This window comes from Brevibacillus sp. MCWH, from assembly GCF_013096935.1.
In the GTDB taxonomy this organism is placed as follows: Bacteria; Bacillota; Bacilli; order Brevibacillales; family Brevibacillaceae; genus Brevibacillus; species Brevibacillus aydinogluensis.
The window spans coordinates 1-26,861 of the sequence record NZ_SDLF01000002.1; the positions used below are offsets into that span (position 1 = coordinate 1).

Annotated in this window: 26 protein-coding genes and 1 pseudogene; 7 read left to right on the top strand and 20 right to left on the bottom strand. The window is 57.5% G+C overall.

Annotation, left to right across the window (positions count from 1 at the left end):
- Positions 1 to 224 precede the first annotated feature (224 nt).
- Both ETC00_RS01535 and ETC00_RS01540 read right to left on the bottom strand, forming a co-directional pair.
- Complete coding sequence (locus tag ETC00_RS01535; RefSeq protein ID WP_171564209.1) at positions 225 to 725, bottom strand: GNAT family N-acetyltransferase; 501 nt, start codon at positions 723 to 725, stop codon at positions 225 to 227.
- Positions 726 to 798: 73 nt separating this feature from the next.
- Positions 799 to 1,116, bottom strand: coding sequence for a hypothetical protein (locus ETC00_RS01540; protein ID WP_171564210.1), 318 nt, complete (start codon positions 1,114 to 1,116; stop codon positions 799 to 801).
- 134 nt (positions 1,117 to 1,250) lie between these two features.
- Between ETC00_RS01540 and ku the strand changes: the two genes are divergently transcribed.
- Together ku and ETC00_RS01550 are read left to right on the top strand one after the other, a co-directional pair.
- On the top strand, positions 1,251 to 2,177 hold the full coding sequence (gene ku, locus ETC00_RS01545; protein WP_171564211.1) for a non-homologous end joining protein Ku: 927 nt from the start codon (positions 1,251 to 1,253) through the stop codon (positions 2,175 to 2,177).
- A 47-nt stretch (positions 2,178 to 2,224) separates the two neighbouring features.
- Positions 2,225 to 3,359 (top strand): annotated as a pseudogene (locus ETC00_RS01550) (cation:proton antiporter).
- Here the strand turns inward: ETC00_RS01550 and ETC00_RS01555 are convergent.
- Positions 3,356 to 4,837, bottom strand: coding sequence for a YcdB/YcdC domain-containing protein (locus tag ETC00_RS01555; RefSeq protein WP_171564212.1), 1,482 nt, complete (start codon positions 4,835 to 4,837; stop codon positions 3,356 to 3,358). The pseudogene ETC00_RS01550 and the gene ETC00_RS01555 sit on opposite strands and share 4 nt — an antisense overlap.
- Before the next feature lie 144 nt (positions 4,838 to 4,981).
- The gene (locus ETC00_RS01560) at positions 4,982 to 5,860 is read right to left on the bottom strand and encodes a cation diffusion facilitator family transporter (protein WP_171564502.1); all 879 of its coding nucleotides are present in this window, start codon (positions 5,858 to 5,860) and stop codon (positions 4,982 to 4,984) included.
- 436 nt (positions 5,861 to 6,296) lie between these two features.
- Here ETC00_RS01560 and thiC point away from each other — a divergent pair, with 436 nt between their 5' ends.
- The 3 genes from thiC (at position 6,297) to ETC00_RS01575 (ending at position 9,388) form a co-directional block, all read left to right on the top strand.
- Positions 6,297 to 8,078, top strand: a complete 1,782-nt coding sequence (gene thiC, locus ETC00_RS01565; RefSeq protein WP_171564213.1) for a phosphomethylpyrimidine synthase ThiC — start codon at positions 6,297 to 6,299, stop codon at positions 8,076 to 8,078.
- 51 nt (positions 8,079 to 8,129) lie between these two features.
- The gene (locus tag ETC00_RS01570) at positions 8,130 to 8,300 is read left to right on the top strand and encodes a hypothetical protein (protein WP_171564214.1); all 171 of its coding nucleotides are present in this window, start codon (positions 8,130 to 8,132) and stop codon (positions 8,298 to 8,300) included.
- A 137-nt stretch (positions 8,301 to 8,437) separates the two neighbouring features.
- The gene (locus tag ETC00_RS01575) at positions 8,438 to 9,388 is read left to right on the top strand and encodes an ATP-dependent DNA ligase (RefSeq protein WP_171564215.1); all 951 of its coding nucleotides are present in this window, start codon (positions 8,438 to 8,440) and stop codon (positions 9,386 to 9,388) included.
- A 4-nt stretch (positions 9,389 to 9,392) separates the two neighbouring features.
- Here ETC00_RS01575 and ETC00_RS01580 read toward each other — a convergent pair whose 3' ends face one another.
- Genes ETC00_RS01580 through ETC00_RS01595 form a run of 4 tightly spaced genes read right to left on the bottom strand, consistent with a single transcriptional unit; the run spans position 9,393 to position 13,780 of the window.
- Positions 9,393 to 10,751, bottom strand: a complete 1,359-nt coding sequence (locus ETC00_RS01580; RefSeq protein WP_171564216.1) for a GerAB/ArcD/ProY family transporter — start codon at positions 10,749 to 10,751, stop codon at positions 9,393 to 9,395.
- 12 nt (positions 10,752 to 10,763) lie between these two features.
- Positions 10,764 to 11,000, bottom strand: coding sequence for a hypothetical protein (locus ETC00_RS01585; protein WP_171564217.1), 237 nt, complete (start codon positions 10,998 to 11,000; stop codon positions 10,764 to 10,766).
- Positions 10,993 to 12,156, bottom strand: coding sequence for a Ger(x)C family spore germination protein (locus ETC00_RS01590; RefSeq protein WP_171564218.1), 1,164 nt, complete (start codon positions 12,154 to 12,156; stop codon positions 10,993 to 10,995). The genes ETC00_RS01585 and ETC00_RS01590 overlap by 8 nt, the downstream gene beginning before the upstream one ends.
- A 4-nt stretch (positions 12,157 to 12,160) precedes the next feature.
- Entirely contained in the window at positions 12,161 to 13,780 is a 1,620-nt protein-coding gene (locus ETC00_RS01595) for a spore germination protein (RefSeq protein WP_171564219.1), read from the bottom strand.
- A gap of 161 nt (positions 13,781 to 13,941) precedes the next feature.
- On the opposite strand from ETC00_RS01595, the gene ligD reads away from it, so the two are divergent.
- A complete protein-coding gene (gene ligD / locus ETC00_RS01600) occupies positions 13,942 to 14,847 on the top strand; it encodes a non-homologous end-joining DNA ligase (protein ID WP_171564220.1) in 906 nt (301 codons plus the stop codon).
- A gap of 116 nt (positions 14,848 to 14,963) precedes the next feature.
- The gene (lgt, locus tag ETC00_RS01605) at positions 14,964 to 15,764 is read left to right on the top strand and encodes a prolipoprotein diacylglyceryl transferase (protein WP_171564221.1); all 801 of its coding nucleotides are present in this window, start codon (positions 14,964 to 14,966) and stop codon (positions 15,762 to 15,764) included.
- A 266-nt stretch (positions 15,765 to 16,030) separates the two neighbouring features.
- Here the strand turns inward: lgt and ETC00_RS01610 are convergent, their stop codons facing one another.
- From ETC00_RS01610 to ETC00_RS01665, 12 genes are all read right to left on the bottom strand, one after another.
- The gene (locus tag ETC00_RS01610) at positions 16,031 to 16,816 is read right to left on the bottom strand and encodes a 2-keto-4-pentenoate hydratase (protein WP_171564222.1); all 786 of its coding nucleotides are present in this window, start codon (positions 16,814 to 16,816) and stop codon (positions 16,031 to 16,033) included.
- A gap of 13 nt (positions 16,817 to 16,829) precedes the next feature.
- Positions 16,830 to 17,858: a 4-hydroxy-2-oxovalerate aldolase gene (gene dmpG / locus ETC00_RS01615; protein ID WP_065066727.1), complete on the bottom strand. Its 1,029-nt coding sequence runs from the start codon at positions 17,856 to 17,858 to the stop codon at positions 16,830 to 16,832.
- Positions 17,859 to 17,880: 22 nt separating this feature from the next.
- On the bottom strand, positions 17,881 to 18,768 hold the full coding sequence (locus ETC00_RS01620; RefSeq protein WP_171564223.1) for an acetaldehyde dehydrogenase (acetylating): 888 nt from the start codon (positions 18,766 to 18,768) through the stop codon (positions 17,881 to 17,883).
- Entirely contained in the window at positions 18,761 to 19,546 is a 786-nt protein-coding gene (locus ETC00_RS01625) for a 2-keto-4-pentenoate hydratase (RefSeq protein ID WP_171564224.1), read from the bottom strand. Before ETC00_RS01625 ends, ETC00_RS01620 begins: the two co-directional genes overlap by 8 nt.
- A gap of 26 nt (positions 19,547 to 19,572) precedes the next feature.
- Entirely contained in the window at positions 19,573 to 21,042 is a 1,470-nt protein-coding gene (locus ETC00_RS01630; RefSeq protein WP_171564225.1) for an aldehyde dehydrogenase, read from the bottom strand.
- Positions 21,043 to 21,053: 11 nt separating this feature from the next.
- Entirely contained in the window at positions 21,054 to 21,515 is a 462-nt protein-coding gene (locus ETC00_RS01635; RefSeq protein ID WP_171564226.1) for a RidA family protein, read from the bottom strand.
- 2 nt (positions 21,516 to 21,517) lie between these two features.
- On the bottom strand, positions 21,518 to 22,528 hold the full coding sequence (locus ETC00_RS01640) for an amidohydrolase family protein (protein ID WP_171564227.1): 1,011 nt from the start codon (positions 22,526 to 22,528) through the stop codon (positions 21,518 to 21,520).
- The gene (locus ETC00_RS01645) at positions 22,513 to 23,058 is read right to left on the bottom strand and encodes a 3-hydroxyanthranilate 3,4-dioxygenase (protein WP_171564228.1); all 546 of its coding nucleotides are present in this window, start codon (positions 23,056 to 23,058) and stop codon (positions 22,513 to 22,515) included. Before ETC00_RS01645 ends, ETC00_RS01640 begins: the two co-directional genes overlap by 16 nt.
- On the bottom strand, positions 23,055 to 23,264 hold the full coding sequence (locus ETC00_RS01650) for a tautomerase family protein (RefSeq protein ID WP_171564229.1): 210 nt from the start codon (positions 23,262 to 23,264) through the stop codon (positions 23,055 to 23,057). The genes ETC00_RS01645 and ETC00_RS01650 overlap by 4 nt, the downstream gene beginning before the upstream one ends.
- On the bottom strand, positions 23,251 to 23,808 hold the full coding sequence (locus ETC00_RS01655; protein ID WP_171564230.1) for an NADPH-dependent FMN reductase: 558 nt from the start codon (positions 23,806 to 23,808) through the stop codon (positions 23,251 to 23,253). Before ETC00_RS01655 ends, ETC00_RS01650 begins: the two co-directional genes overlap by 14 nt.
- A gap of 36 nt (positions 23,809 to 23,844) precedes the next feature.
- On the bottom strand, positions 23,845 to 25,323 hold the full coding sequence (locus ETC00_RS01660) for a 4-hydroxyphenylacetate 3-hydroxylase family protein (RefSeq protein ID WP_171564231.1): 1,479 nt from the start codon (positions 25,321 to 25,323) through the stop codon (positions 23,845 to 23,847).
- 167 nt (positions 25,324 to 25,490) lie between these two features.
- Positions 25,491 to 26,831 carry an MFS transporter gene (locus ETC00_RS01665; protein WP_249178835.1) on the bottom strand — a complete coding sequence of 447 codons (1,341 nt, stop codon included), beginning with the start codon at positions 26,829 to 26,831 and terminating at the stop codon, positions 25,491 to 25,493.
- Between the last annotated feature and the right edge of the window lie 30 nt (positions 26,832 to 26,861).

Sequence of the window (26,861 nt, forward strand, 5' to 3'; positions counted from 1 at the left end):
ATCTGATAACGACCTTCGGCCTGTTGCTTGTTCAGCATGCTTCCACCTCTACAAAGTGTTGAATGTCATGTTTATTCGACAAAAAAGCGTGTAGACCTTGTACCTTTGGTACTTTGTCTACACGCTGAGCCAGCCGTACGTAAGAAACGGCTGGCTTTGTATTGAAAATCGGATGGGTGATGATGCTCCGCTGCCTGGGAAATGTTCCTTTCGTAAAGCGTTTGTCAGGTTTGTTCCCACGCGTATACGTGCACCAGTTTCTCCTTGAAGACAGTCTCTTTTTCCCGGAACATTCCGATCTTTTGGGCAACTCGTGCGGATGCAGCGTTTCCCGGTTGAATCAGGCAGATCAATCTCCTCAGCCCTTTCGCCGCTGCTCCGTACTCGCGAAACGCCACCGCCGCTTCGGACGCGTAGCCGTTTCCCCAGTATTCCTTCGCCATCCAGTAACCGATCTCTGTCTCCGGCTTCCCGTCCACCGTCTGCGGCACCAGTCCCGCATGGCCGATGGGCCGCATATCCTGTTTCCGCACCGCCACCATCAGCCCCAGGCCGGAAGCGTAGGACCGCTGCACCCAATCGTAAAAGCGGGCGACCTCTTCATCCGTTCTCGGCCTGCCGTGCCCGATGAAGCGGACCACGTCCGGGTCTTTCAGCAGACGAGCAAGAAAAGGAAGATCGTCCGGACAATACGGGCGAAAAAACAATCGGTCGGTTTCCAGCATGCGAAATAACACTCCTCCTGTTATGGCCGGGCGTGCACCTCCCCTGCTCACCGCGATGTACAGGTGGGCGCTGTTACTGGTTGGCCACCGCTTTTTTGAGCAGGCGAATATCCGTGTCGTGCTCTTTCACCAATTCCTGCAAATCGCGAATAACGCCCTCCGACTCCGTGTTACGAGCGACCTGCGCTTTGATCAGCACCACCTGGTCCTTGATCTCGCGCACGTCGCTTTCGATGATGTCCAAGCGGTGCTCAAACCGGTCCATTCGCTGCTCAAGCCCGCCCATTCGCTTCTCAAGCCCGCCGATCCGCTGCTCAAGCCCGCCGATCCGTTCGTCCAGCCCTCTCAACTGCTGCCCCAATCCCGCGATCATGCTTTTCAGCTCGTCCATCGCTCTTCCCCCTTTTGCTTTCACTGTACAAAAAGAAAGCATGCCTTGTCGAGTAAAATGACCTGCATTTTCCTCCCGCTCGCTGACTCGTAGTGCAAATACTACGGACAGCAAACCCTGACAGGAGGACTGCCATGCACACGGTCTGGAAAGGTTCGATCAGCTTTGGCCTGGTCAATATCCCGGTGCGGATGCATACCGCGACGGAAGAGCGGGACATCCGCTTTCGCCAGCTTCACAGCGAGTGCCACACGCCGATCAAGTACGCCAAAATGTGCCCGCACTGCCAGCGGGAAGTGGACGCGTCGGAGATCGTGCGGGGATTTGAATACGAAAAGGGCAACTTCGTGATCATTCGCGACGAGGATCTGGAAGCGATTGCCCCGGAAACGCGGAAAGCGATCGAGATCCTCGATTTTGTCGATCTGAACGAAATCGACCCGGTTTACTTTGACAAAAGCTATTTTCTCTCCCCCCAGGACACCGGAGAAAAAGCGTACGCCCTGCTCCGGGCAGCGATGGAGGAAACGGGGAAAATTGCCGTTGCCCGCGTGACGATGCGCAACCGCCAAAGTCTGGCGGTGGTCCGGCTGTACGAACACTGCATCATGCTGGAAACCATCTTTTATCCCGACGAGGTTCGCCCCGTCTCACAGGTGCCGTCGCTTCCCGAAGCGGACGTCTCGCTGGCTGACAACGAGCTGAAGATGGCAGCGGAGTTGATCCGCAACATGACGACGCCGTTTGATCCGGCCAAGTACAAAGACGAATACCGCAGCCAACTGCAGGCGGTGATCGAGAGCAAGCGGAAAGGAGAGGAAGTGGCTGTCGCTCCGGCGGCTCCACGCGCCAACGTGATCGATTTGATGCAGGCGTTGAAGGAGAGTCTCGCCGCAACCGGCGGCGCGTCTGCTCCCGCCAAGCTGGAGCCGGAGCCGACGCCGGCCGCGCCCGCCAAAAAAAGGACGGCGGCGGGCAAAGAGCCCTCTCAGGATCCGGCTGCCGGCGCCACCACGACGACCACCAAGAAACTGAGGCGCAAAAAGGCGAAGTCGTCCTGATCCGCCGCATGTCCGTCCGTATTCCCTTGGAGAAAGGATGAGCGAACGTGCTCTTCTCCCTTCAAGTGTTCATCATCCTGCTGGTGACCAAGCTGGCCGGCGAGTACAGTGTGCGCCTGGGGCAGCCGGCCGTCCTCGGCAAGCTGCTCAGCGGCATCCTGATTGGTCCGGCCGTGCTGGGGGTAATCGAGCGTACGGAAGTGCTGCATGAGCTGAGCCAGGTAGGCGTCCTGCTTCTCATGTTCCTCGCTGGACTGGAAACCAATCTGGACGATTTGCACAAAAACCGGAACGCCTCCGTGGCCGTTGCCGTCGGCGGGATGCTGGTGCCGTTTGCAGGCAGCTATCTGACTGCCCGTTTTTTTGGCCTGGAGCCAATCAACGCCGTCTTTCTCGGCCTGCTGCTGTCGGCCACATCGGTAAGCATCTCGGTCCAAACCATAAAGGAGCTGGGCAAGCTGCACACGCGCGAAAGCACGACCATTCTCGGCGCGGCGATTGTGGACGACATTCTGGTGGTCGCAGCCCTGGCGATCCTGATGAGTGTTCTCGGCGGCGCGGAAACGCCGCTGCTTCTCGTCCTCGGCAAGAAAGCGGCGTTTTTTGCCGTCATCATCCTGCTGGGCTGGAAGGTTGTCCCCTGGGTGATGAAAAAGCTGGCCCCATTGCGCGTGGAAGAGGCGGTAATCAGCGCCGGGTTGATCGTGTGCTTCTTTTTTGCCTGGCTGGCCGAATCCCTGGGTGTAGCCGGCATTATCGGCGCGTTTGCCGCCGGGCGGTCCATCTCCCGGACCGATTTCAAGGAGGCGGTGGAACACAAGCTGGAACCGATCGCCTACGCGATCTTCGTGCCCGTCTTTTTCGTCAGCATCGGGCTGTCCGTATCGTTTGCAGGCATCGGCGGCCAGGTGTGGCAGATCGTCATCCTCTCCGTCATCGCCGTCCTGACGAAACTGGTCGGCGCCGGAGCGGGCGCACGTCTTACCGGTTTTTCCCGGCCGTCCGCCTTCGCCGTCGGCAGCGGCATGGTGTCGCGCGGGGAGGTGGCCCTGATTCTGGCCGCCATCGGTCTGGACAAAGCTGCTGCCGGCCGGCCAGTTTACGGCGCTGTTGATTGTGGTGATTGTGACGACCATGGTGACGCCGCCGATGTTGAAGCGCGCCTTTGCCAAAGCGCTCTAACCGTGCCGCCTTTCGCAAATCACCTCACCGCTGCAGGCGTCAACGAGGCGGACCGGCAGTCCCGACTCCTTGTGAACGGCCGCATACTGCAGGCGGTAGAGGGACTGGCCGCCATCTCGGCACCGCTCCCACTGCAGGCGAAATACGGTTTCCTCCCGGAGACGACGCAGGGCTTCTCGAGGCGGCAGGGCGGGAATGATCGGCGCCTGAATCAAGCCGTTTGGAGGCGCATCGAGCCCGGAAAAACGTTCGATCCGCCCTGTTGAGGAATGAACCGTGACGAAGAGGAACCCCGGTTCGCAGGGGATGCCGCCTCTTCGGACGCGAAACCGAAAATGTTCCCGTTCGCGGCGCTCGTCCCCTCCCTCGTCCGGGACATCCGATGCCAGTTCCAGCAGGGGCAGCAGTTCCGGCACCGCCCGCCGCAGGAAGGAAACGGCCCGCTCCAAACACTCCTCACGGGACAGGCGGAGCGTACCTGCTTCCTCTTCCCACCACCAAAAGCTCATCAAACGTTCCGTGTTCGCATCAATGCGGGCCATTACCGCACGTTCTTCCTGCCGCCTGCGGAAAAACTCCTCAATCGAGCGCTCCTGGCGATCGGGCTCCTGCGAGACACGGTCGCTACGGCCCCAAACCACAGCCGTCTGGTTCTCCGCGGCGAACAACGCGGTCTGCTGAATGCGTTCGTAGTGGACAGGGTCAATCCCGATCAGTTCCTCCAGCGATTCGACGCCTTGTTCACAAGCTGAAACGGCTTCAGCCGACAGGGGGAGCCAGTTCACATTCTCTTCGTCCGCCGCCGCTTTTGCCTGCGGGCCTGTTTCCGCCGAAAAAGTCAGGCAGACCGGCTCCGGTTCATACACCAGCCGCCACGTTCCTCCCCCGCCAGCGAATACGCTCTCCGGAAGCAGCTTCAGCACGAGCGTAAGCGTTACGTCGTTTTCCAGGAAACGCTCGCACACCGCCTCCTCCACCAACCGCGCGGGCGTTTCCGGCAGCGGCTGCACGCCGAAATAGGTAAAATCGGTCACCGCGCCGCTCCGATGCACCTTGACGCGGCAGCCTGACAGCGGCAGCGGCAATCCCAGCGCCTCCTGGCGAAAGTGAACCCAGATGCCGTTTTTTTCTGTGGTCACCGTCACGTGAGAGAATGCTTCCAGCGCCTTGGGATCGTGACTGGAAACGAACTGTTCCGCCCGCCGCCGTAATTCATCAACCGGCAGCACCGGGCGATGATCCCACTCATCGGGAACATCCTGCGTAAATTCAAGCAGCTTTCCCTCCGAACTGAACGTGACCGCAATCCCTTCCTCACTGTCGGGCTTGACCCAGAGAAACGTGGCGTTCCCTTTTTTATGACGCTCCCCGTCTTCGATCATGAGCCGGTACGACGATGGGATATTAAACAGAGACATCGCCCGCTTCCTGAGTCTGTCCAGCGCTGTCTCCACGCCTGCCGCATCCTGTTTCCGCACGGTGCACAACCTCCTGAACCCTTTCAATTTTTCTCCCTGATTGCCGAGTACATCTTGTTGCATCCACATTATACCAAAGCCAAAAAGATGAAAAATACCTGTCCCATGCCCTCCTTGCGGGCACAAGACAGGTTTGTCGTGTCGTCAGTGCTCGGACTGTCCTTCCGGTTCTATGTGGATGTGCACGGCTTTGACATTGTGAACGGCCTTCATCCGCGCCTCGATTTCCTCGGTGATCGTGTGGCTCTCCGTCACGTTCAGAGTGGGGTCCACGTGAATCACGACATCGACCAGCACGTTGCTTCCGTGGTAGCGCGCCTTGATATCTGTAACGTCCTTGACCCCGGGGATTTCGGCGATGGTGGAGCGCAGCGCAACCAGTTCGCTGCGGTCAAACCCGTCTGTTAATCGGTGGGCCGCCTCGCGGAAAATGGACCACGCCGTCCTCAGGATGATCCCGCCCACCACGAGCGCTGTCAACGGGTCCAGCCAATGCAGTTGAAACTGGGAGCCGGCCACTCCCACAAATGTGCCGACGCTGACCAGCGCATCGGAGCGGTTGTCTGCTGCCGCAGCCATCAAGCCCTGGCTTTGGGTTACCTGCGCCAGCCGCCGGTTGTAGCGGTAAACGCCGAACATGACGGCAGCGGTTGCCAGGGCGGTCCAGCCGGCCAGCATGTCAGGCGCGTTCATCTCCGGGGTGAACAACGCAGAGATTGCCCGGCTGAGGACTTCGATCCCGACCGCCAACATGATGAAGGATGCGACAAGAGCTGAGATGCTTTCTGCGCGTAAGTGGCCATAGGGATGGTCGTGATCAGGCGGTTTGCGAGAGATGCGCAGGCCGATCAGTACGGCGACGGACGCGACCACGTCAGTTGTGTTGTTCAGTCCGTCCGCCAGCAGCGCTTCCGAGCCTGCCAGCAGCGCCACCCCCACTTTCACCAGGGAGCAGCAGACATAGGCGATGATGCTGACCCACACCCCGCGTTCTCCCTGCTTCAGATTCGCGTACACATCCACCTGCATCACCTCAAAATTCCTTCTCACACGACCTTCATCGTACCAGACGACTCCCGAGTGGGTCTACGGAAACAGTTTTTGTCCGGGTCAGCATGATAGGCAGAGGGAAAATAAGTTGGACACTGCCAAAACCTCTTGCCGGATAGAATTGGAAATGGTAAGCTGGTGCTGTACAACAATACAGATATGCACGGGAGCTTGGGGAACCAGGCTGAGAGGATGGCTGATCCGCCGTCGACCGTTGAACCTGAACTGGGTAATGCCAGCGGAGGAATGTTGTTGACACCAAGAAATGCGGTGTGCGTCTGTTCGCGCACGCTCTTTCTTCGTCTGCGTCTGGCGTCGCATGGGTTCATGCGGCGTTTTTTCGTGACGCAGTTTCTCCGCCTCCCGCAGGGTTCACGACACGTGCAACCGTGACAAGGAGGTTTTTTTCATGTCCACTTCCCCCTTCCCCTTTATCTCCACAGCGGCCGTCCCGCCGTTTCCGGGCAGCCGCAAAACGTACGTCCAGGGCTCCAGACCGGACATCCGCGTGCCGATGCGGGAGATTTCCCAGCAGCCTACTATTACCCCGAACGGCGAAGTGCCCAACCCGCCGCTGCGCGTTTACGACACCAGCGGAGAGTATACGGCACCCGATTACATCGCCGACATCACCAAGGGACTGCCCGCCCTGCGCCGCAACTGGATCGCGGAAAGAAGCGACACCGAGGAATACGAGGGCCGCGAGCCCAAGCCGGAGGACGACGGCTACCGGAACTTCCCGCAGGAACCATCCGTCCCTATCTTTCCCGCCAAAAGACAGAAGCCGCTGCGCGCCCGCCAGGGGAAAAACGTCACCCAACTGCATTACGCCCGCCGCGGCATCATAACGCCGGAGATGGAATTTGTGGCGATCCGCGAGGGCGTCTCGCCGGAATTTGTGCGTCAGGAAGTGGCCAGCGGCCGGGCGATCATCCCTGCCAACATCAACCATCCGGAGAGCGAACCGATGATCATTGGCCGCCATTTTCACGTCAAGGTAAACGCCAACATCGGCACCTCCGCCGTCACCTCCTCCATCGGCGAGGAAGTGGAAAAAATGATCTGGGCCGTCCGCTGGGGGGCAGACACGATCATGGACCTGTCTACGGGCAAACACATCCACACCACCCGGGAATGGATCATCCGCAACAGCCCGGTTCCGGTCGGCACCGTCCCGATCTACCAGGCACTGGAAAAGGTGAACGGCAAGGCGGAGGAGCTGTCCTGGGAGGTGTACCGCGACACGCTGATCGAACAGGCCGAACAGGGGGTGGACTACTTCACCATCCACGCCGGCGTGCTGCTGCGCTACATTCCCCTGACGGCCAAACGGGTGACCGGCATCGTCTCGCGCGGCGGTTCCATCATGGCTGCCTGGTGTCTGGCGCATCACCAGGAAAACTTTTTGTATACCCATTTTGAAGAGATTTGCGAAATTCTGAAGACGTACGACATCGCCGTATCGCTGGGAGACGGCCTCCGCCCCGGTTCCATCGCCGATGCCAACGACGAGGCACAGTTTGCCGAGTTGGAAACGCTGGGAGAGCTGACCAAGATCGCCTGGAAACACGATGTCCAGGTGATGATCGAAGGCCCCGGTCACGTGCCGATGCACCTGATCCGTGAGAACATGGAACGGCAGCTCACCGTGTGTCAGGAAGCCCCCTTCTATACATTGGGGCCGCTTACCACTGACATCGCTCCCGGTTACGACCACATCACCTCCGCGATCGGAGCAGCCATGATCGGCTGGCTTGGCACGGCGATGCTGTGCTACGTGACGCCCAAGGAGCACCTTGGCCTGCCGAACAAGGAAGACGTCCGCAACGGGCTGATCGCCTACAAGATTGCCGCACATGCCGCCGACCTGGCCAAAGGTCACCCGCGCGCCCAAGAACGGGACGACGCCCTGTCCAAAGCGCGGTTTGAATTTCGCTGGAACGACCAGTTCAACCTGTCGCTTGACCCGGAACGGGCCCGTGAATACCACGACGAGACACTCCCGGCGGAAGGGGCGAAAACAGCGCACTTCTGCTCGATGTGCGGCCCCAAATTTTGCAGCATGAACATCACGCAGGAAATCCGCGCGTACGCGCAGCAGAACAACCTGACTGTAGAGAAAGCCGTGGAACAAGGGATGAAAAAGCAGGCGAACGCCTTCCGAAAACAGGGGAACCAGCTCTACACGTAAGCGGCGCTCCCTGGCTCCGCTTGCGCACCTGCAAGACGAGGAGGAGATCGCGTGAATCAGGCGGAACAGCTTCTCGCGGAAGCAAAACGACTGGAGGCTGAATGGAAGAAGGTAAAGCAGCAGTTGGCAAAGCTCCAATCCGAATGCGAACACGACTTTGCCCGCGGCCAGCTTTCGATGACCTGCCGCAAATGCCTGTACACGGAGAGTACGTACTACTAAACAGCCCGAGGCGATGAGACGGATGCCGCTCATCGCCTCTTCTTCGTCCTAATGGGGAACAATCATTGATGAGGCTGATTCGGACGGCTCCTTTCTTCCGTCTGACGGCCAATTCCGTTACCTGGACGAGGTGGAACATGAAACCGATCATCCCGATGGAGCCAGTGGCGAGCGACACCATCCCCCAGGAGCCGGGCTGGATTGCCCAGGTGAAATGGGACGGCGTTCGCATCCTTACCTATTATGACGGCAAACACGTGCAGCTGTTCAATCGAAAGGGAAACGAGCGCACCCATCACTACCCTGAACTAGCAGATATTGAAACGTACTGCCGAGCCGACTCCGTGATCCTGGATGGTGAAGTGATCGCGCTGGGGAGCGACGGCAAACCGTCCTTTCATGAAGTGATGCGCCGGGACGGGATTCGCCGCATGCAGAACGTGCCCCGGATGCAGCAGACTGTGCCGGTTACCTACATGATTTTTGACTGTCTGTACCTAAACGGGGAATGGATCAACCAACGCTCCTTGCAGGACAGGCTCAAACTGCTGTCCGAAACAATCGAACCGAACAGCCACGTGCAAGTGGTGTCGTCCCATGATAACGGTTCCGCCCTGTTTGAGGTGATCCGGCAGCACGGCATGGAAGGCATCGTCATGAAGCGGCTGGATGCCCCCTATCTCATCGGTGCGAAAAAAGCCGTGTGGCTGAAGATCAAACACTACCGGGATGTGATTGCCGCCATTGGCGGTTTCACCTTGAACGGCGGAGTCGTCAACGCGGTGCTGTTGGGCCTCTACGATGAGCAGGGCCGGTTTTGGTACATCGGTCATGCGGGAACGGGCAAACTGTCCCGCCAGGAGTGGCGGGAGCTGACCGACAGGCTGATGCCTGCAGTTATCCGGGAAAAACCCTTCGTAAACAGGCCCGATCGTCACCATGGCGTATTCTGGGTGACCCCCACGCTGACGGCCAAAATCAAGTACGCGGAATGGACGGAAGGGCGATCACTTCGCCAGCCATCCATTCAGGCAATCGTGGACGTACCGCCGCACACCTGCAGGCTGGACAGGGAGATGATGAGATGATCTTCTAGTGGTCCGCAGAGGCTGTATCATTCCCCTGCGACTGCTTGTGTTTCAGGTGATTGACCGCCTGCATTTCCAGATAGGAGCTCACCAGCGCCACCAGAAAGCTAAGAAAGTACGCTACGCCGCTGATCAGGCCGGCCACTCTGTACTGATTCTCCAGCAAGGCCCCGCCGACGATCGACACGAGACACACACCTAACGCCAGTTTGTTGATCCAGGCCCAGATCTGACAGCGCCTATACTCTCTCGTATGGGCGGAATGCGAGTCACGTCCGCTTCCCCGTTCTCGCAGAAGGGCTGCGGCAAACAGGAAGGCCAGCAGGGGAAGTTGGAAGATAAGCGTGATTGCCGGTATGCCGTAGCTGAAGAAGCGCAGCACGTCATCCGTATTGGGAAACGACAGTAGCGAGGAGACCACGATGAACAAGCCGCACGGCCCATTGGAGGCGGCGTAGTGTTGCTGGCCGGCGAACGATCCGACGCCGACAAGAAAGGCGATGTAGGTGACGACTGCCTTGATTGTAAAGGCCGGAAACCAGATGCTGAACACGATCACTTCCACGCGGTCCAGGAAGTCGGTAATGTGGATCTGCTGCACTAGCGCGTAAACAGGGAAAGTCAACCTGCTGGTGATCAGATACCCCATCACGCCCAACTGAACCACCATCAACAGCGTCAGCGAGAACCCGGCAATGATCGCCCCGTGTTTCATTGCGGAATACAGGAGCCGGGGATGGGAAATGGCATGCAGAAACGCACCGAACAAAAAGATGCTGCCAAACACCCCTGACGGGAGGAGATTACCGAGACCGACGGCCGCGATGTTGCTCTCCAGCACCGGCTCCAGCCGTTCAACCGCATACTCGTTGCTCAGTGTGAAGTACAGCATGATGGTGATGAGAAAAAATACGGGAAAGTACATTTCATTGACGCGGGCAGCCACTTCCGTGCTTGTTCGGCCGTAGTACACCAGCATCAGGACGAATACCAACAAAATGATTTCAAGCGGCGTCCGGGGCAGCAGCATCACTTGCAGGAACAAGCTGACCCCCTTGATGTCCGCCACCAACAACAGCCAGAGGTAAAACAGAACGAGGGCGTTTACGAAGCCACCGATCCACCTGCCCCCTGCCAGAAAGATGATTTCAAACAGGTTTTTTCCGGGGTAGGCCCGGGACAGCCTCGCGAAGACCAGGGCTACCAGTATTGCGTAAAACGTCGGGAGGATGAAGGCAAACCACGCATCATTCTTGGCGATCTGGGCCAGTGTTTTCGGCTGGCTGAACAACGCCCCCGTAATCAGGACGCTGCCGATCAGCCAGGCAATCTGCCGATGATTGATCACCTGTTTATGGATCATGACAGGCCCTCCTTACCAGATGTTTTCCATCCACTGCTGCAGGCCAACGGAAAAGACGTCGGCCAGGTAATTGGTTGGCATGATCACGTGGAGTTGAAACTGCAGTGCTATGAACAACCCGATCGTGAGCAGGTAAAAGAAACCCATCACTCGCCTTTGCTTGACTGGCATGCTTTTTCGCTTCATGAAAAACTGGACCAGGGACGCTAGCAGCAAGAGCACGTACAAAACCAGGGCGACACTATTCATGGCGATCTTCCTTTGTGATGTTCTCTGTTGTCTGGCCGATATTGGTGATCTCGGCTTTGGTCCGGACGTGGAATTCCGCCTGCGCAAGGCGCTCGTTCCAATTATCCCGCAAATGGCTTCGCCACTCGCGGGGATACTCTCGAGCCAACACCAGGCCCAGCCCGATGGTGTCCGTCCGCTGCCGTTTCATCTGAGCCAACGTCTTCTTTACTGTTTCGGTAATATGATTGGACAGTTTTCGCTCCAGCGCAGCCAGGTTGTCCGCCCTGCCCAGATCGGCATCGGTCAAGTTTTCGATAACGGACGCCGACGCGTCCACATTGATCATAAACTGGATACGGCCCTGCTTGATTACAGGCTTGATTTCCGCCTTTCCCTTGTCGAACCGGACGTTGACGGTTTCCTTTTCTGTCAGGGAAACCTTTGTGGAAAAGGGCGTAAACTGACGGTGAAACCACCGCAGTCCCCCTGCCGCTTCCTGGTTGAACACCCCCACCATCTTGTCGCGGAGAAATTGGGCCACCCCAAGTACTTGAATCTCCTTCGACTTTCCTTTGGGATGGGAATTGACGGCCGCCACGTACGGCAGATAGGGGTCCACACCAGGTGTGCTCAGCGTCTGTGCCATGTCCTTGACGGTGACGGGAACCGATTCCATTTTGATCAGTTCCCGCATCGCCTCACCGGAGAAGCGTTCAAAGCTGGGCTGCACCTGCAGCATGTTAAACCCCTTCCCCTTGGCCAGCACCAGGTAGGCAGTCAGCCGGTTCTCAGGGAAACGGGCCACCACATCCAGCACCTCGCTCAGTCCATCTCGGGCCAACGCCTCCCCAATGACGATCACGCGATGGTGGGCGTAGTACAACTGCCGGCTCATCCTGGCCTGAATCAGGCTGTGTGCTTCCCGCAGCGTCTTGCCAGTGGCCGAGTCGACGTAATAGACATTGTCCCCGCTGGTACCTCCTCCGCCACCGGTCGGTCCGCCCAAACTGCTTACCAGCGGAACCTGAACGGACAAACGATATTCACCATTGGCCTCCTTGTCGATGGAAAACGCAATCACGATGGCAATGTCGTTCACTTCCGTCCGGTCCCAACATCCGCTCATCAGCAGTCCGCAGAGAGCGACGACACAACCCTTCATCCACCGTCTCATTCGTTCATCCCTCTCCTTTGGTGCGGCCTTTGTCGCCATGCCCGCCTCCGCCTTGGCGAACAGCCCCGGATTGGCCTTTGCGCTGCTGTTGGCCGGTTTGGCCGGTTCGCATCCGCCGGGCGTCCTGCACGCCGAGAAAGCTGGGCCGTTTTTTCATGAACGGCCACGGAGCACGAATCAGCACGTCCTTCAGGTCACTCACTGACATCGGCGCGATCGGGGACAAGTAGGGAACGCCCATCGAACGCAGGTTGGCCAAGTGTCCCATAATCAGCACGATGCCGACGAGAATGCCGTATATGCCCAAAATCGAGGCGGCGATCATCAGCGGAAAACGCAGCATCCTAAGCGCAATGGAAGCGTTGAAATGAGGTATGGTAAAGGAAGCGATCCCTGTGATGGACACGACAATCACCATCGGCGCTGACACAATCCCAGCCTCCACGGCCGCCTGTCCCACGACAAGCGCCCCCAGGATGCTGACCGCCTGGCCGACTGTCTTGGGCAGACGCACCCCGGCCTCCCGCAGGGCTTCAAAGGAGATTTCCATGATCAGCGCCTCCACGATCGCCGGAAACGGGATCGACTCCCGCGCCGCCGCGATGCTGAGCAGCAGGGTGGTGGGCAGCATCTGCTGATGAAACGTGGTGATGGCTACATAGGCGGCGGGCGTGAGCAGCGAAATGAGCAGGAACAAATAACGCAGCCAGCGGATCAGGGTTGCCGGCATGAATCGTTCGTAGTAGTCTTCGTTCGCCTGCAGCATGATCCAGAACGTGGTGGGCACGATCAGCACCATAGGCGTACCGTCGACCATAATGGCGACACGCCCTTCCAACAGTGCTCCCGCCACCGTATCCGGACGCTCGGTATACTGGACCTGGGGAAAAGGAGAATAGATGTTGTCCTGAATCAATTCTTCGATGTAGCCCGACTCCAAAATTCCGTCGGTTTCGATCACACTGATGCGCCGCGTCACTTCTTCCACCAATTGCGGGTCGGCGATCCCCTCCAGGTACGCGAGCGCCACGTTGGTATTGGTTTCCCTGCCAATCACCAACGATTTCATTTTCAACCGGGGGGTCTTGAGTCTGCGCCGCAGCAGGGAGGTGTTGGTCCGAATGTTTTCGATGAAGCCCTCCCGCGGGCCGCGCACCACCGCCTCCCCCTCCGGTTCATCGACGGAGCGCTTTTCCGGGCCGCGCATGCCCATGGTGAGCGCCTCCGTGTTTCCGTCCACCACGATGCCGGTGTCTCCCGACAGCACGGCCTGTAAAAACTCTTTGTAATCCTTTACCTTGGCGATTTGCGAAACCGGCAGCAGTTTCTTTTGGATCACATCGACGTCGCGATCGCCGCTCTCCAGGATCATCAACGCCTCCAGCGCCTGGTTGACCTCTCTCGTATCAACCAGGCCGTCGACGAATACAGCCACCGCCGCGACGCCGTTTTTCATGTTGAACTCGCGGATGACAAAGTCGGAGCAGTCGGAAAACAGCTGTTTTAACACGTGCACATTTTCCTGCAGGGTGGGGTAAAGAGGAACCCCTTCCATCTCGGTCAAACTGCAGGTATTGATCGTATGTATCAATTCTTCCTTGCTTGACTTTCCGTTCTTAGCCATCGCATTCACCAACCGTTGGCAAGCTATCCGTATTATGGGTGCCGAACCGGAAAAATATGCAGCCCGCTTTAGCCCGCATAACCGTCATGCACCGGGGCATAGTAGTGGCAAACCATCGGATGCAATCCCGAACATTTTTCCGGAAAGAGGGTAGCAAAGCGATGCCGACAGCCGCGACCGATCTCGTATTGAGCGTCGAAGGCAGGGAACTGACCATCACCAACCCGCACAAACTGCTATGGCCGGAAGCAAATGTCACCAAATGGGACTATATCCGCTACCTGTTGGAGGTGGCGCCTCCCCTGCTGCGCTACGCCCAAAACCGCCTGTTGACCGTGATCCGCTATCCGCACGGCGTTGGCGACAAGCATTTTTACCAGAAAAACCTGCCCGCGTACGCGCCGGACTGGATTGCCACGAGCCGCTGGGAAAACACGCGGTATCCGCTGTGCAACGACACCGCCACACTGGTCTGGATGGCCAATCAGGCTGCATTGGAGTGGCACGTGTCATTTCATCTCGCCCATGATGAAACGCCGACCGAGCTGGTGTTCGACCTGGACCCTTCCACCCCCGAGTTCGCACCGGCAGCCGAGACGGCGCTGCTGTTGAAAGAAGTGCTGGACGGGTTGAATCTGCCCTCATTCGTCAAGACATCGGGGGCCAGCGGCCTGCAGGTCTACATCCCGATCGAGCGTCGCTACAGCTTTGACGAAACCCGTCAAGTCAGTCAATTCGTCGCCACCTATCTGGCGGAAAAACACCCCAGCCTGGTCACGATCGAACGCCTGGTGAAAAACCGGGGAACCAAGTTGTACATTGATTATTTGCAGCACTGGCGCGGCAAAACACTGCCTGCTCCCTACTCCACGCGCGCCCGCCCGCAAGCGACGGTCTCCACTCCGATCACGTGGGACGAAGTGCCCCGGATTCATCCGACCGACTTTACCGTCCATACCGTGCCACAGCGGCTAAAGGAACGAGGAGACTTGTTCGCGCCGGTCCACGATCCCAACCGGCGGGCATCCCTGGACCCGATTCTCGCCTTTCTCGCCAGGCGGAGATGATCACGTTGAGAACGCGGCCTCGCCCCTCCTTGCTTCTGCCTTCCCTGTAATGGAACTGTCTGTGCCGGTTGTGCTATACTGTGCATCAGATGGTTGATGGCAAGGAGGAATTCATCATGATTGATCCGATTGCGTTGACGCTCGGCCCCATCAAGATTCACTGGTACGGCGTAATCATGGGGCTGGCGTTTTTTCTGGGCACGTATTTGGCCCGCTACAACGCCAAACGGGCCGGGATCGATCCCGACCACGTGCTGAACATGGTCGTGCTGATCATCCCGGCCGCGATTATTTGTGCCCGTTTGTATTACGTTATTTTTGAGTGGGAGCAGTACAAAGACAATCTGTTTGACGTCATTGCCGTATGGAAGGGCGGATTGGCCATCCACGGCGGGTTGATCGGCGGTTTTCTTGCCGGTGTCTGGTACGTCCGCAAGCACAATCTTCCGCTGCGCAAGCTGGGAGATGTGCTGATGCCCAGCGTCATTTTGGGACAGGCGCTCGGCCGCTGGGGCAACTTCATCAACCAGGAAGCCCACGGCGGGCCGGCCACCGAGGAGTTCATGTCGCATTTTCCTGCGTTTATCCGCGAACAGATGTACATAGGCGGCCAGTACTACCACCCCACATTTCTGTACGAATCGCTGTGGAACCTCGTGGTCTTCGCCATCCTGATGGTCATGCTGTACCGGTTGAAACGCTTTGACGGACAGGTGCTGTTCAGCTACATGATCCTCTACTCGCTCGGCCGCTTCTTTATTGAGGGCATGCGCACTGACAGCCTGATGCTCGGCCAAACGCTGCGCGTCGCCCAGCTTGTCAGCCTCAGCCTGATCGTCGTCGGGGTTGTGCTCATGCTGGTGTATGCCCGCGCGAGCAGACAGCCGTCCGATCACTCCGAGCAAACGCCGAAATGACGAATACATACGCCCAAAAAACCGATCCGTGTAGTATGAACCCCTTAAACGTAGACGTTGGAACCCCTATGGTTGACCGATCAATACGTTAGGGGTTCATTCTTTTCAAACAGTCAACGGCCAAACGTTCCCACAGCTCTTGTCCCTGAGACGCCCGGAAAGCAGTTGAAATCCATAAGGACGTGTCTGGACTGATCGGAACAGATACGGTTGAAACAAAATAAGCCGACCCCGGTCGCGTACCGGGGCCATCTAGCAGATTACGGTCATTCCTTGACGGTAAACTCAATGGAGCCCAGTCCGTCCCATTTGGCAGAAACGACATCGCCGACAGCAAGTGGCTGCGCTCCGGTAATGCCGCCGGTCAAGATCAGTTGACCGGCGTGCAGCTTGCGCCCTCTGCGAGACAGCATGTTGGCCAACATGGCGACGGAATGGGCCGGATGTCCCAGCACTGCCGCCCCTGCGCCCAAATCTTTCAATTCCCCGTTGATGGAGAGGGTAACTCCGACCAGATCCAGTTCCAGCTCATCCGGTCTGCGCTGCCTCGATCCGATGAACACACGGGAAGCGGACGTGTTGTCCGCGATCACGTCGGGGAGGGTGAACTGAAAATTCAGGTAGCGGCTGTCGATAATCTCCAGGGCGGGAACGACGTATTCCGTGGCGGCCAACACGTGAGCGCCCGTCACTCCCGGTCCTTCGATATCCCTGCCGAGGATGAACGCGATTTCGGCTTCCACTTTCGGATGAATCAATTCACGGAAAGACAGGACGCCGCTGTCAACGGACATGTAATCAAACACATGGCCGTAGATCGGCTCGTTTACGTTCATCTGCTTCATTTTGGCCCGGCTGGTAAAGCCCATTTTCAGCGCGATCACCCGATGGCCCTGCTCGCGCTTGATGGCAACCAGCTCATCCTGGATCCGGTACGCATCCTCTACCGACAAGTCTGGATATTCAGCCGTAAGTTTCACCTCTTCCTGCCGGTTGAACTCCGCATCGACCAGCTTTTGCGCCAATGATCTGTAGGAATGTTCCGCAAGCAAGCTGTCCACCTCCTTATCGCAGTCCCGCTGCACTGCGCTGCTTCAAGATTTCCGCAGCGACATCAATGATCATGTCTTCCTGACCGCCTACCGCCTTTCGCTTCCCGAGCTCAATCAGGATATCGCGGGAATCAATTCCGAACTTCTTCGCGGCACGCTCCGCATGTAGCCGGAAGCTGGAATACACGCCTGCGTATCCGAGGACCAGGCTGTCCCGGGTAATCTCCTGCGGAACCTGAAGGATGGGCGCAACGATCTCTTCCGCCAGATCCATCATTTTGTAAAGATCAATGCCGGTTTCGATGCCCATCCGTTCCAGCACGGCGACCAGTACTTCCGTTTGCGTATTGCCCGCGCCGGCCCCCAAACAGCGGACACTGCCGTCGATGCGCGTTGCCCCTTCCTGAATCGCCGCCAGCGTGTTGGCCATCGCCAGGGACAAATTATTGTGCGCGTGGAACCCTATCTCAACGCCGATGCTTTGCTTTAATGCCCTGATTCGTTCGGCCACTTCATGAGGCAGCAGGGCGCCGGCTGAATCAACCACATACACCGCATCGGCTCCGTAGCTCTCCATCAGTTTCGCCTGCTCGACCAGTTTTTCCGGAGGTGCCATGTGAGACATCATCAAAAAACCGACGGTGAAGAGGCCAAGTTCTTTGGAGCGGGCAATGTGTTGAGCGGAAATATCGGCTTCGGTAACGTGCGTCGCGATCCGGGCCATGCCAACACCCAGCTTCACAGCGGCATTCAAATCCTTGATTGTGCCGATTCCCGGCAGGAGGAGCACACCTACCGTCGCCTGTTTGCAGACGGCAACTGCCGCCTCGATCAGTTCCATCTCATTCGTTCGGGACAGCCCGTACTGCAAGGAAGAACCGGCCAGACCGTCTCCATGGGAAACTTCGATGAAGGGAACATTCGCCTCGTCCAAAGCGCGGGCCACGCTCACCACCTGTTCCACGGTAAATTGATGGTTAATCGCATGGCTGCCGTCGCGAAGCGCCACTTCCGTGATGAGAATATCCCGTTTACCACTCATCTGTTTCGTCTCCTTTCCAGTTTCAGACGGATGCTGCCTTCACGTGGTGCGCGGCAAATTCCTCCGCCACTTTCACCGCCGTCGCTGTCATGATGTCCAAATTGCCGGAGTAGGTGGGCAGGTAATCGCCGGCCCCTTCCACTTCCAAAAAGACGGTGACTTTGTTGCCGTCGAAAATGGGCTCGGTACGGAGACGGTATCCGGGTACGTACGATTGAATATAGCCTGCGGTTTGCTCAATGGATGCAGCAATCGCCTGTTCATCCAGCGTTTCTTCGTCAACCAGCGCATACACCGTGTTCCTCATCAAAATCGGCGGCTCAGCGGGGTTCAGGATGATAATCGCCTTGCCTTTCTTCGCGCCGCCAATGGCTTCGATGCCGTGGGCGGTGGTTTCCGTAAATTCGTCGATGTTGGCGCGGGTGCCCGGACCGGCGCTTTTGCTGGAAATGGTGGCGACAATCTCAGCGTAGTTGACCGGGCTCACGCGGTTAATCGCATGAACGATCGGAATCGTCGCCTGGCCACCGCACGTAATCAGATTGATGTTTGTTTCGTGCAGGTGGGAACCGAGATTTACGGCCGGAACGACATATGGGCCGACTGCGGCCGGAGTCAGGTCGATGGCAAGCTTGCCCGCTTCCCGAAGAGCCTTGGCGTGACGAATATGCGCTTTCGCAGACGTGGCGTCAAACACGATATCGGCAAGCTCCGGACTGTTTTCCAAAAACTGCTTCAGTCCGCCGTCAAACACTTCATAACCGCGCTGCTTCGCCATGCGCAGTCCCTCCGAGTCGGGATCGATGCCGATCATCGCGGTAAGCTCCAGCTTGCTTGACCTGCCCAGCTTCATCATCAAATCGGTACCGATGTTTCCGGAGCCGAGAATGGCAACCTTTACGTTAGACATGAAATCTCACTCCTACTTCCCCGAGATGGGCGATTCGCGCGCTGAAACAGTCTCCGGGGGCCGCATTGACCGCCGCAGACAGGGCGCCGGAGAGAATCACTTCCCCGGCTTTCAGCGTTATCCCAAACTCAAACAGCTTGTTGGCTAGCCATGCCACGCAGTTCGCAGGGTTGCCCAACGCCGCTGCTCCTACACCGGTATTGACCAACTCGCCGTTTTTGTACAGGGCCATGCCAGCCAGTGCGAGGTCGATTTGATCCGGCTTCACGGGGCGTCCGCCCAGCACGTACAAACCGGAGGAGGCATTGTCCGCGACCGTATCCTGCAGCTTGATTTTCCAATCCGCGATCCGGCTGTCCACGATTTCCAGAGCAGGGAGGAGATAATCGGTCACCTGCAGCACATCTGATGCGGTAACGCGCGGCCCCTGCAAGTCGCGCTTTAACACGAAGGCAATTTCCCCTTCCACCTTGGGCTGGATCACGCGCTGAAACGGAATCTCCCCTCCGTTTTCAACGGCCATGCCCGCCAGCAAATGACCGTAATCAGGCTGGTCGACCCCAAGCAGTGTCTGCATGGCTAACGAAGTCAACCCGATTTTCTTTCCGACAACGACGTCGCCGGCCTTCACCTTTCGCTCAATCGTGTGCAGCTGCACGCGGTACGCTTCTTCTGTCGTCAAATTGGGGTCCAGGGCCGTTAACGGCTCTACCCCGCGACCGCTTCGTTCCGCCTCTGCCAAATGGTCGGCAAATTTCGTGATTTTTGCCAAGTCCAACGACGCTACCTCCCTGCGTTCCAATTTCATAGTTTCATGGTAACTGTCTTTGCTTCCGTATAGAATTCGAAGCTGTGCCGCCCGCCTTCACGGCCGATGCCGCTCGCTTTTGCCCCGCCGAACGGCGTGCGCAGGTCGCGCACATACCAGCAGTTGATCCACAGCAGGCCGGACTGCACCTGAGCGGCTACGCGGTGGGCACGTCTCAGGTCGTTCGTCCAGACCACCCCGGCCAATCCGTAGATGGAGTCATTGGCGATGCGAATCGCTTCTTCCTCCGTTTTGAACGGAATGACGACGACAACCGGACCGAAAATTTCCTCCTGGGCCACCCGCATTTTATTGTCTACGTCATAAAAGACGGTCGGCTCGTAAAAGTTTCCGTCACCCAGGCTGGTGATTCGCTTGCCGCCGTAAGCAAGCTTGGCGCCTTCGGCCAGACCGATCTGCACGTAGTCATCGACCGTTTTCAGGTGGCTGCGCGATACGAGCGCCCCCATATCCGTCTCCGGGTCGAGCGGATCGCCCACCTTGATCTGCTGCACCGCCTTCACGAATTTGTCGAGGAACCGGTCGTAAATGCTTTCCTGCACCAGCAGCCGCGACCCGGCCAGGCAAATTTCACCCTGGTTGCGGTAAATCGCTTCGATGGACCCCGTCACCGCTTCATCGAGATCGGCGTCTTCAAACACGATGTTTGCCGACTTTCCTCCCAGTTCGAGAGAGACCGGAATCAGTTGGGAAGCGGCGTTTTTCATGACCGTCTTGCCTGTCGTCGTCTCACCGACAAACGAAATCCGGCGCACGTAGGGATGCGTGGTCATCGCCGTGCCGACGGTTCCTCCCGGGCCGGTCACGATGTTCAACACACCCGGGGGCAGGCCTGCCTCATTGGCGATTTCCCCCAGCATCACGGCGCTCAGGGGAGTATAGGAGGCCGGCTTGACCACCACGGTATTGCCGGCTGCCAGGGCCGCGGAAGCTTTCCAGGTCATCTGCATGAACGGCAGATTCCACGGAATGATCAGGCTGGTCACCCCTGCTGGAGCGTATTTCGTGTACGACATGAATTTGCGCATCTCGTAGTTTTCATGAATCAGGTATTTGGCCATCTCTGCAAAAAAGCGCAGGTTCCAGGCGGCTCTGGGAATGTCAAAACCGCGGCTCTCCTTGATCGGCTTGCCGACATCGAGCGTTTCCACCCAGGCCAAATCGTTCACCCGTTCCATGACGAGATCGGACATTTTGCAGAGAATCTTCGCCCGTTCTTCGACAGGCATATCGCTCCAGACGCCGCTTTCAAAGGTGCGCTGCGCCACTTCAATCGCCTTGTTCACATCTTCCTCGCCGGCATTGGCCACCGAAGCAAGCTTGACATTGGTCGCCGGGTTGAGCGTGTCGAACGTCTCGCCGGAGATGGCGTCGGTGTATTCGCCGTTGATGAACAGCTTGGCGTCCTTCAACTTTCTTTCTCTTTCCTGTGCAGTCTGGCTCATCGGAATCCCCCCTACTCCTCAATTTCCACGATCATCTCTACTTCGACCGCGTTGTTGTGCGGAAGCTGCGCCATGCCTACCGCAGAACGGGCGTGTTTGCCTTTCTCTCCGAAAATCTGCACCAGCAAATCGGAGGCGCCGTTCATCACCTTGGGTTGATCCGTAAAATCAGGAGCGCTGTTGACAAAGCCCAGGAGTTTGACAATCCGTTTCACTTTGCTCAATTCGCCGATCTCCCGTTTGACGACCGCCAGGAGATTCAGCATGCACTGTCTTGCCGCCAGATAGCCTACTTCCACCGTGACGTCTTCGCCCAGTTTGCCGCGGTACTCGTCCGTCCCTTGACCGGCCAGAAACAGGAGATTGCCGGTGCGAACGCAGCCCACGTAATTTCCCGCCGCCTGCCGCGGCGCAGGCAGCGTCAGGCCCAGATCCTGCAATCGTTGTTCGGGTGTCGCCGCATGTATCGTCATCGTTACCTCACCTTCACCTGGCTCATATTCAGGAAGCGAAGCGCGTTTTCCCCGAGCATCGCCCGCTTCTGTTCTTCCGTAACCGTCAGCATCTGGTCAATGACTTCGCCCGGGGGAATTTCCCGCAGCAGGAACGGGTAATCGGAGCCCATTAGGATCCGCTCATAGCCAAAGCGGTCAATCATGTACTGGATGTTCGCCGGATCATAGACCAACGAATCAAAATAGAAATTCTTGGCGTAATGGCTGGGCGGCTGTTCCAGCAGCCGGAGATGGGGCCATACCTTCCAGCCCTGGTCCAGCCGGGGAAGAATGTAAGGGAATGATCCCCCGCCGTGGGCCAAACAAATCCGCAGGCGAGGGAATTTCTCGATCACGCCGCCAAGGATCAGGCTGGCTGCAGCGAGGGCCGTCTCGCTCGGCATCCCCACGGTGTACATGAGATTGTGGCGAGGCATCCGCTCTCTGCCCAACGTCTCCCACGGGTGGACAAACAGCGGCACGTCCCACTTCTCGCACATCTCGAAAAATTCCAGGAATGCAGGGTCATCCAGATTGTTTCCGTTCACGTTGGTACCGATTTCGATCCCTTTCAGGCCCAGTTCGTGAACGCAGCGATCCATTTCACGGATGGCGACGGCCGTGTTCTGCAGAGGAACCGTTCCCAGGCCGATAAACCGGTCGGGATGCTGTTTCACGGTTTGCGCAATGAAATCGTTTTGGATGCGGGCCATCACTTCCGCTTCTTCAGCGGGCGCCCAATAGGAGAATGTGACTGGAATCGGAGACAGCACCTGGATGTCCACCTTTTCCCGGTCCATATCCTGGAGCCGCTTCGCAGGGTCCCATACCTGGTCGGTCACTTCGCGGAACACCTTTCCCCCGACCAGGATATTGGCTCCGCATGCGCATGTCCGGTGCAGGACAGGCCAGCGCTCTCCCTTGAATGTTTCGGCGAAGTTCGGCAGGTCTTCCGGGATGATGTGGGTATGAAAATCTACTCGCATTTCCATTCGCTCGCTTCCGGCGGCATGACGTATCCGCAGTTTTTGCAAGTCCGCAGCTCCAGGCTGCCGTTGAATCCTTCGATCGCTTGCTTTACCTGCGTTTCGATATTGGTCAGCTGAACGGTGACGCGGTGCATTTCATGGTCGCATTGATCGCAGAACCAGACGAAGTCCTCCAGCTCTCCCTGGGCCCTGTTTCGCTCGATGACAATGCCGATGGTATCGGCCACCCGGTGCGGCGAGTGCGGAACATTGGCCGGAAGCAGGAACATTTCTCCTTCCCGCACGGTAATCACTTCGCGTTTGCCTTCCTGGTTGATGATCTCTACATAACAATCTCCCTTCAGCTGATAGAAAATTTCTTCGGAGGGATCGACGTGGAAGTCACGCCGTTTGTTCGGTCCGCCCAGCACCATCACCATCAGCTCCGCGTCTTTCCAGATCACCTTGTTGTTGACCGGAGGTTTCAGCTGGTCCTTGTTTTCCTCGATAAATTTCCACAAATTGATCGGTGCGAACATGCTCGTCGTACTCATGTCAATCGCTCCTTTTCCTCTTGGTTTTCTTTCACCGTCTTTCCGCCAATCGCCCAATGGTTCAACGGAATCTCGTAAAGGATGATCCTGACCCGTTCGGGTGCGACCTGCAGGGTTTCGGAGACCGTTTTCGTTACATCGGCAATCAAACGCTCCTTCACCTCTTGATCTCGTCCCTCCAGCAGCTTGATCTCAAGAATAGGCATGAATATCACCGGCTTTTAACGCTTTTTGCATATGGACCACTTCTTCGGCCAGATTCCTGATCCGCTGCAGCACGTCTTCGTCCACCAGTTCATTCTGCCGGTTGAAGTGGTCGGCATGCGCGTACACATAGCCGGGTGCGACGTACGCCCGGAAGTATCCGGCGATGGGTTTCAGCTGATTTTCAATCACCAGATAATGCTGATACGTGCCCCCGTTGGCGACAAAACCCATCACTTTATGGCGAAGCGCCTGCGGATGCACCAGGTCGAACAGGTTCTTCAGCACCCCGGTGATCGATCCCTGAAAGATCGGCGTGCCGATGATGTAGAAATCAGCGGAAGAGACGATGTCGATCACCGTTTTCGTGTCACCGGTGTAGGTGGACGGGTCACGCCCGTCACAGAACTGGACATCGTACTGCTTCATATCCAGCAGTTCCACTTCCAGCTCAGGGTCCAGCTTCTTCGCTTCCTCGAGAACCTTTTCCACGAGTATGCGCGTTTTTGCCCCCACAATCGTTCCTGATATGCCTAACAGCTTCATCCCGTTTCCTCCTTTGTCCGAAGCGCCGTCCGTTCCTCACGCTTTCACGACCGGTTCATTAAGATCAAGCACGCTCAACGCGTCATCGACCAGGTCAAACGAGCGCTCCCGTTTGTAATTGTTGAAAAAGATCGCCCGCTTGCGGATCGGATCGCCGGTATAGTAGCGTTCGTATTGCAGAAGCCGCTGACCGAACGCTTCTCCGCACAGATCCCAGGCCAGCTTGAACAAACGGACGCGTTCCTTCCCGGAGACACCCGCTCGACCGGCGAAATACTTCTCCATGTCTTCCACCAATTCCGGATTGGCAAAATCGGCCCCCGTCGGAGACATCAGCAGACCGCCTGCTCCGATGATTTGCAGCACTTCCACGGCGCGCGGGTACATCTTCGGCAGCAGTCCGCGTATCGTTTCCAGCGGCACCCATCCCGGCATGATTTCGCCGGACGGCAATACGTCGCACTCCTGTTCGGCGATCCGCAACAGCGCCCTGATCGATTCCACCGCCTGGATCAACTCACCCAGGTCGTTCTGGACATTCAGGTAGACATCCACGCCGATGGAGTCGGCCAGACGGACCGCTACTTCCGTGGCAAACTGCAGTTTGATCAGCCCGCGTACTCCGGTTTGATGCGCCGGCTGCTGCGCGATACCCGTTTTCGGATACAGCAGGTTGGCCGCTTCCACGTTGTTGTACAGGAAGACCCGGTCCCACGGCACCAATACATCGTGGAAGACCAGCACCGCATCCATTTCTTCAAAGCGTGACGCCAGCGGATGGTCAAACAGCGAGCGGGTTCCGTCCTGCATCGGTTCACGGCAGAGAATGCGCAGTCCCGGCGTGTCAATCGGAACGGCAAAGGCAAGCGCGTAGCGCTCATCGCCGGGCTTGAATCCCGGGAACGTGTAGATGATCACTTCATCCGTGATCGGCGCCAGGGTGGCGAGCATTTTCGCGCCTCGGACGATCAGTCCTTGCGGCGTTTCCTTCACCGTGCCCAAATGGATAAAGGGATCCTGCTGTTCATGCGATGACTTGCTGCGATCGTTTTGCGGGTTGATAATCGCGTGCGTCAAGAACAAATCGTTGTCACGGATGTACCGGTAATACGCGCGGATATTTTCCGCCCACTGCGGATTGTATTTTTCCAAAAAGGAAGCGTTGCTGAACAACGATGTAAGCACAACATTGAGAAAATCCGGAGTTCTGCCCATCAAGCCGAACGTGGCTTTGGCATACGCTTCAAACAGCGCCCGGCGAGCCTGCAAATCCTCGTGGGTTTTCGGGACCAGAAACGCATTGTTCACCCGTTCCCCGGTTTCTGTACAGATGTGCGTAATCTTGTCCTGGTACTCCGGATCGTGCTGCATATCGTACAGCTTTGCGATTTCACGTATTGGCTGCTGGAACACAACCTCGTCGCATACATGGGTCACTTTTCGTCCGGACAGCCAAATCTCCGGCTGCCGGGATTTCAATCCGTTGATGTACTGGGCACCTGTTCGGATTCCCATGGTAATTCCTCCCTACTTTCTTGGTTAGGATGAGTTCCTGTCTTGTGATTGCATTATAATATTGAACAATTTTGAAAATTGTAGTGCGGTTAACGTTTTCACCCGATTTTTGAAGTGACGTCAGAAAAAAAGGCTGCCGATAGTATCGACAGCCTCCCACGCGTTGGTTAGATGTTCCCGTCGCGGTGCTTCGGAATAAACAGCACCATGACCGAAGCGATGATTCCCGCGATGGCAAAGGTATAGAAGTTCCAGGAGGGCCCCATGTTCCAGGACATGAACAATCCGATCAGCACCGGGCCGGAAATCGCCCCGATCCGACCGAACCCGATCGCCCATCCCAGCGCGGTCGCCCGGTTATCTGCGGAGAAGTACTTGGAAATGTAGGCGTTCATGATCAACGTGGTACCGATCGTCCCGAAACCGGCGAGGCCGACCAGGGCGTACACCACCGGCATCGACGATTTTACACTCAAGAGGGCCATCGAGACCCCAGCGAGGAGGTAGGAGATGCTGATGATCTTCTGCGATCCCCACCGGTCTGCCGCCCTGCCCGCCAACAGCGCGCCCACCGCAGCCGACAGGTTCAGCATGAACAGGAATCCCAGACTGGATCCGAGCGGGTACCCGGCCTCCTTCATCATTTTCGGCAGCCATGTGCTCAACCCGTAAATCATCAGCAGGCCCATGAAAAAGGCGATCCAGAAACAGATGGTCGCGCGGATGTTTTGTTTGGCGAACAGCGCGGCGACCGAGGCGAATTTACCCTTTCCCTCGTTCGCTTGATCCGGTTGGTACGCTCCGATGGTATCAAGCGGAATGTTGTACCGGGCGGCAATTTGCTCCGCCTCTTCGCGTCTGTTCTTCGCCAGCAGGAAGCTGATCGATTCGGGCAAATACGTGAGAATGAACGGCACGAGGAGAATCGGGACGGCGCCGAGCCAGAACAAGAACCGCCATCCGAAATCCTGCAGGAAATACATCGACAGCAGCGCACCGAGCAGACCGCCGACCGGGTACCCTGTGTACATCACGGCGTACATCAACGACCGCCGTTCCACCGGCGAATACTCGATGGTGAGGGCGGACGCCGTGGGAATCACGCCGCCCAGCGCGATACCTCCAAGAAAACGAAACAAACCGAACATGTCAGGCGAGGGTGCCATCGCGGCAAACCCCATCATGATGGAAAACAACGATACGCAAAAAGCCAATGTCTTTTTGCGCCCGATCATGTCCGTGACAGTTCCGACACAGATGGCTCCCACCAACATGCCGACCAGCGCATAGCTTCCAATGGCGCCCGCTTTCGCCGGAGACAGCGACCAATCCTTGTACTCCATCAACGAAGGCAGCACAGCGCCGTAGATGCCGAGATCATACCCGTCTGCCAGCATGCTGAACCAACAGATGACAACAACGAGCAGCGTGATGGCTGGCATTGTCCTGGTTGCCGGTTTCGACGACGGATCGAGAACGGGCGCATCCATTTGCAGATTCCCTTTCATCATATCCTCCCCCTGATAATTGTTTAAATA

Excerpts from the sequence above, each read along its gene's own strand:
- ETC00_RS01535 (WP_171564209.1), bottom strand. The coding sequence starts at position 725 with ATGCTGGAAACCGACCGATTGTTTTTTCGCCCGTATTGTCCGGACGAT.
- ETC00_RS01540 (WP_171564210.1), bottom strand. The coding sequence starts at position 1,116 with ATGGACGAGCTGAAAAGCATGATCGCGGGATTGGGGCAGCAGTTGAGA.
- ku (WP_171564211.1), top strand. The coding sequence starts at position 1,251 with ATGCACACGGTCTGGAAAGGTTCGATCAGCTTTGGCCTGGTCAATATC.
- thiC (WP_171564213.1), top strand. The coding sequence starts at position 6,297 with ATGTCCACTTCCCCCTTCCCCTTTATCTCCACAGCGGCCGTCCCGCCG.
- ETC00_RS01575 (WP_171564215.1), top strand. The coding sequence starts at position 8,438 with ATGAAACCGATCATCCCGATGGAGCCAGTGGCGAGCGACACCATCCCC.
- ETC00_RS01580 (WP_171564216.1), bottom strand. The coding sequence starts at position 10,751 with ATGATCCATAAACAGGTGATCAATCATCGGCAGATTGCCTGGCTGATC.
- ETC00_RS01585 (WP_171564217.1), bottom strand. The coding sequence starts at position 11,000 with ATGAATAGTGTCGCCCTGGTTTTGTACGTGCTCTTGCTGCTAGCGTCC.
- ETC00_RS01590 (WP_171564218.1), bottom strand. The coding sequence starts at position 12,156 with ATGAGACGGTGGATGAAGGGTTGTGTCGTCGCTCTCTGCGGACTGCTG.
- ETC00_RS01595 (WP_171564219.1), bottom strand. The coding sequence starts at position 13,780 with ATGGCTAAGAACGGAAAGTCAAGCAAGGAAGAATTGATACATACGATC.
- ligD (WP_171564220.1), top strand. The coding sequence starts at position 13,942 with ATGCCGACAGCCGCGACCGATCTCGTATTGAGCGTCGAAGGCAGGGAA.
- lgt (WP_171564221.1), top strand. The coding sequence starts at position 14,964 with ATGATTGATCCGATTGCGTTGACGCTCGGCCCCATCAAGATTCACTGG.
- dmpG (WP_065066727.1), bottom strand. The coding sequence starts at position 17,858 with ATGAGTGGTAAACGGGATATTCTCATCACGGAAGTGGCGCTTCGCGAC.
- ETC00_RS01620 (WP_171564223.1), bottom strand. The coding sequence starts at position 18,768 with ATGTCTAACGTAAAGGTTGCCATTCTCGGCTCCGGAAACATCGGTACC.
- ETC00_RS01630 (WP_171564225.1), bottom strand. The coding sequence starts at position 21,042 with ATGAGCCAGACTGCACAGGAAAGAGAAAGAAAGTTGAAGGACGCCAAG.
- ETC00_RS01635 (WP_171564226.1), bottom strand. The coding sequence starts at position 21,515 with ATGACGATACATGCGGCGACACCCGAACAACGATTGCAGGATCTGGGC.
- ETC00_RS01640 (WP_171564227.1), bottom strand. The coding sequence starts at position 22,528 with ATGGAAATGCGAGTAGATTTTCATACCCACATCATCCCGGAAGACCTG.
- ETC00_RS01645 (WP_171564228.1), bottom strand. The coding sequence starts at position 23,058 with ATGAGTACGACGAGCATGTTCGCACCGATCAATTTGTGGAAATTTATC.
- ETC00_RS01650 (WP_171564229.1), bottom strand. The coding sequence starts at position 23,264 with ATGCCTATTCTTGAGATCAAGCTGCTGGAGGGACGAGATCAAGAGGTG.
- ETC00_RS01655 (WP_171564230.1), bottom strand. The coding sequence starts at position 23,808 with ATGAAGCTGTTAGGCATATCAGGAACGATTGTGGGGGCAAAAACGCGC.
- ETC00_RS01660 (WP_171564231.1), bottom strand. The coding sequence starts at position 25,323 with ATGGGAATCCGAACAGGTGCCCAGTACATCAACGGATTGAAATCCCGG.
- ETC00_RS01665 (WP_249178835.1), bottom strand. The coding sequence starts at position 26,831 with ATGAAAGGGAATCTGCAAATGGATGCGCCCGTTCTCGATCCGTCGTCG.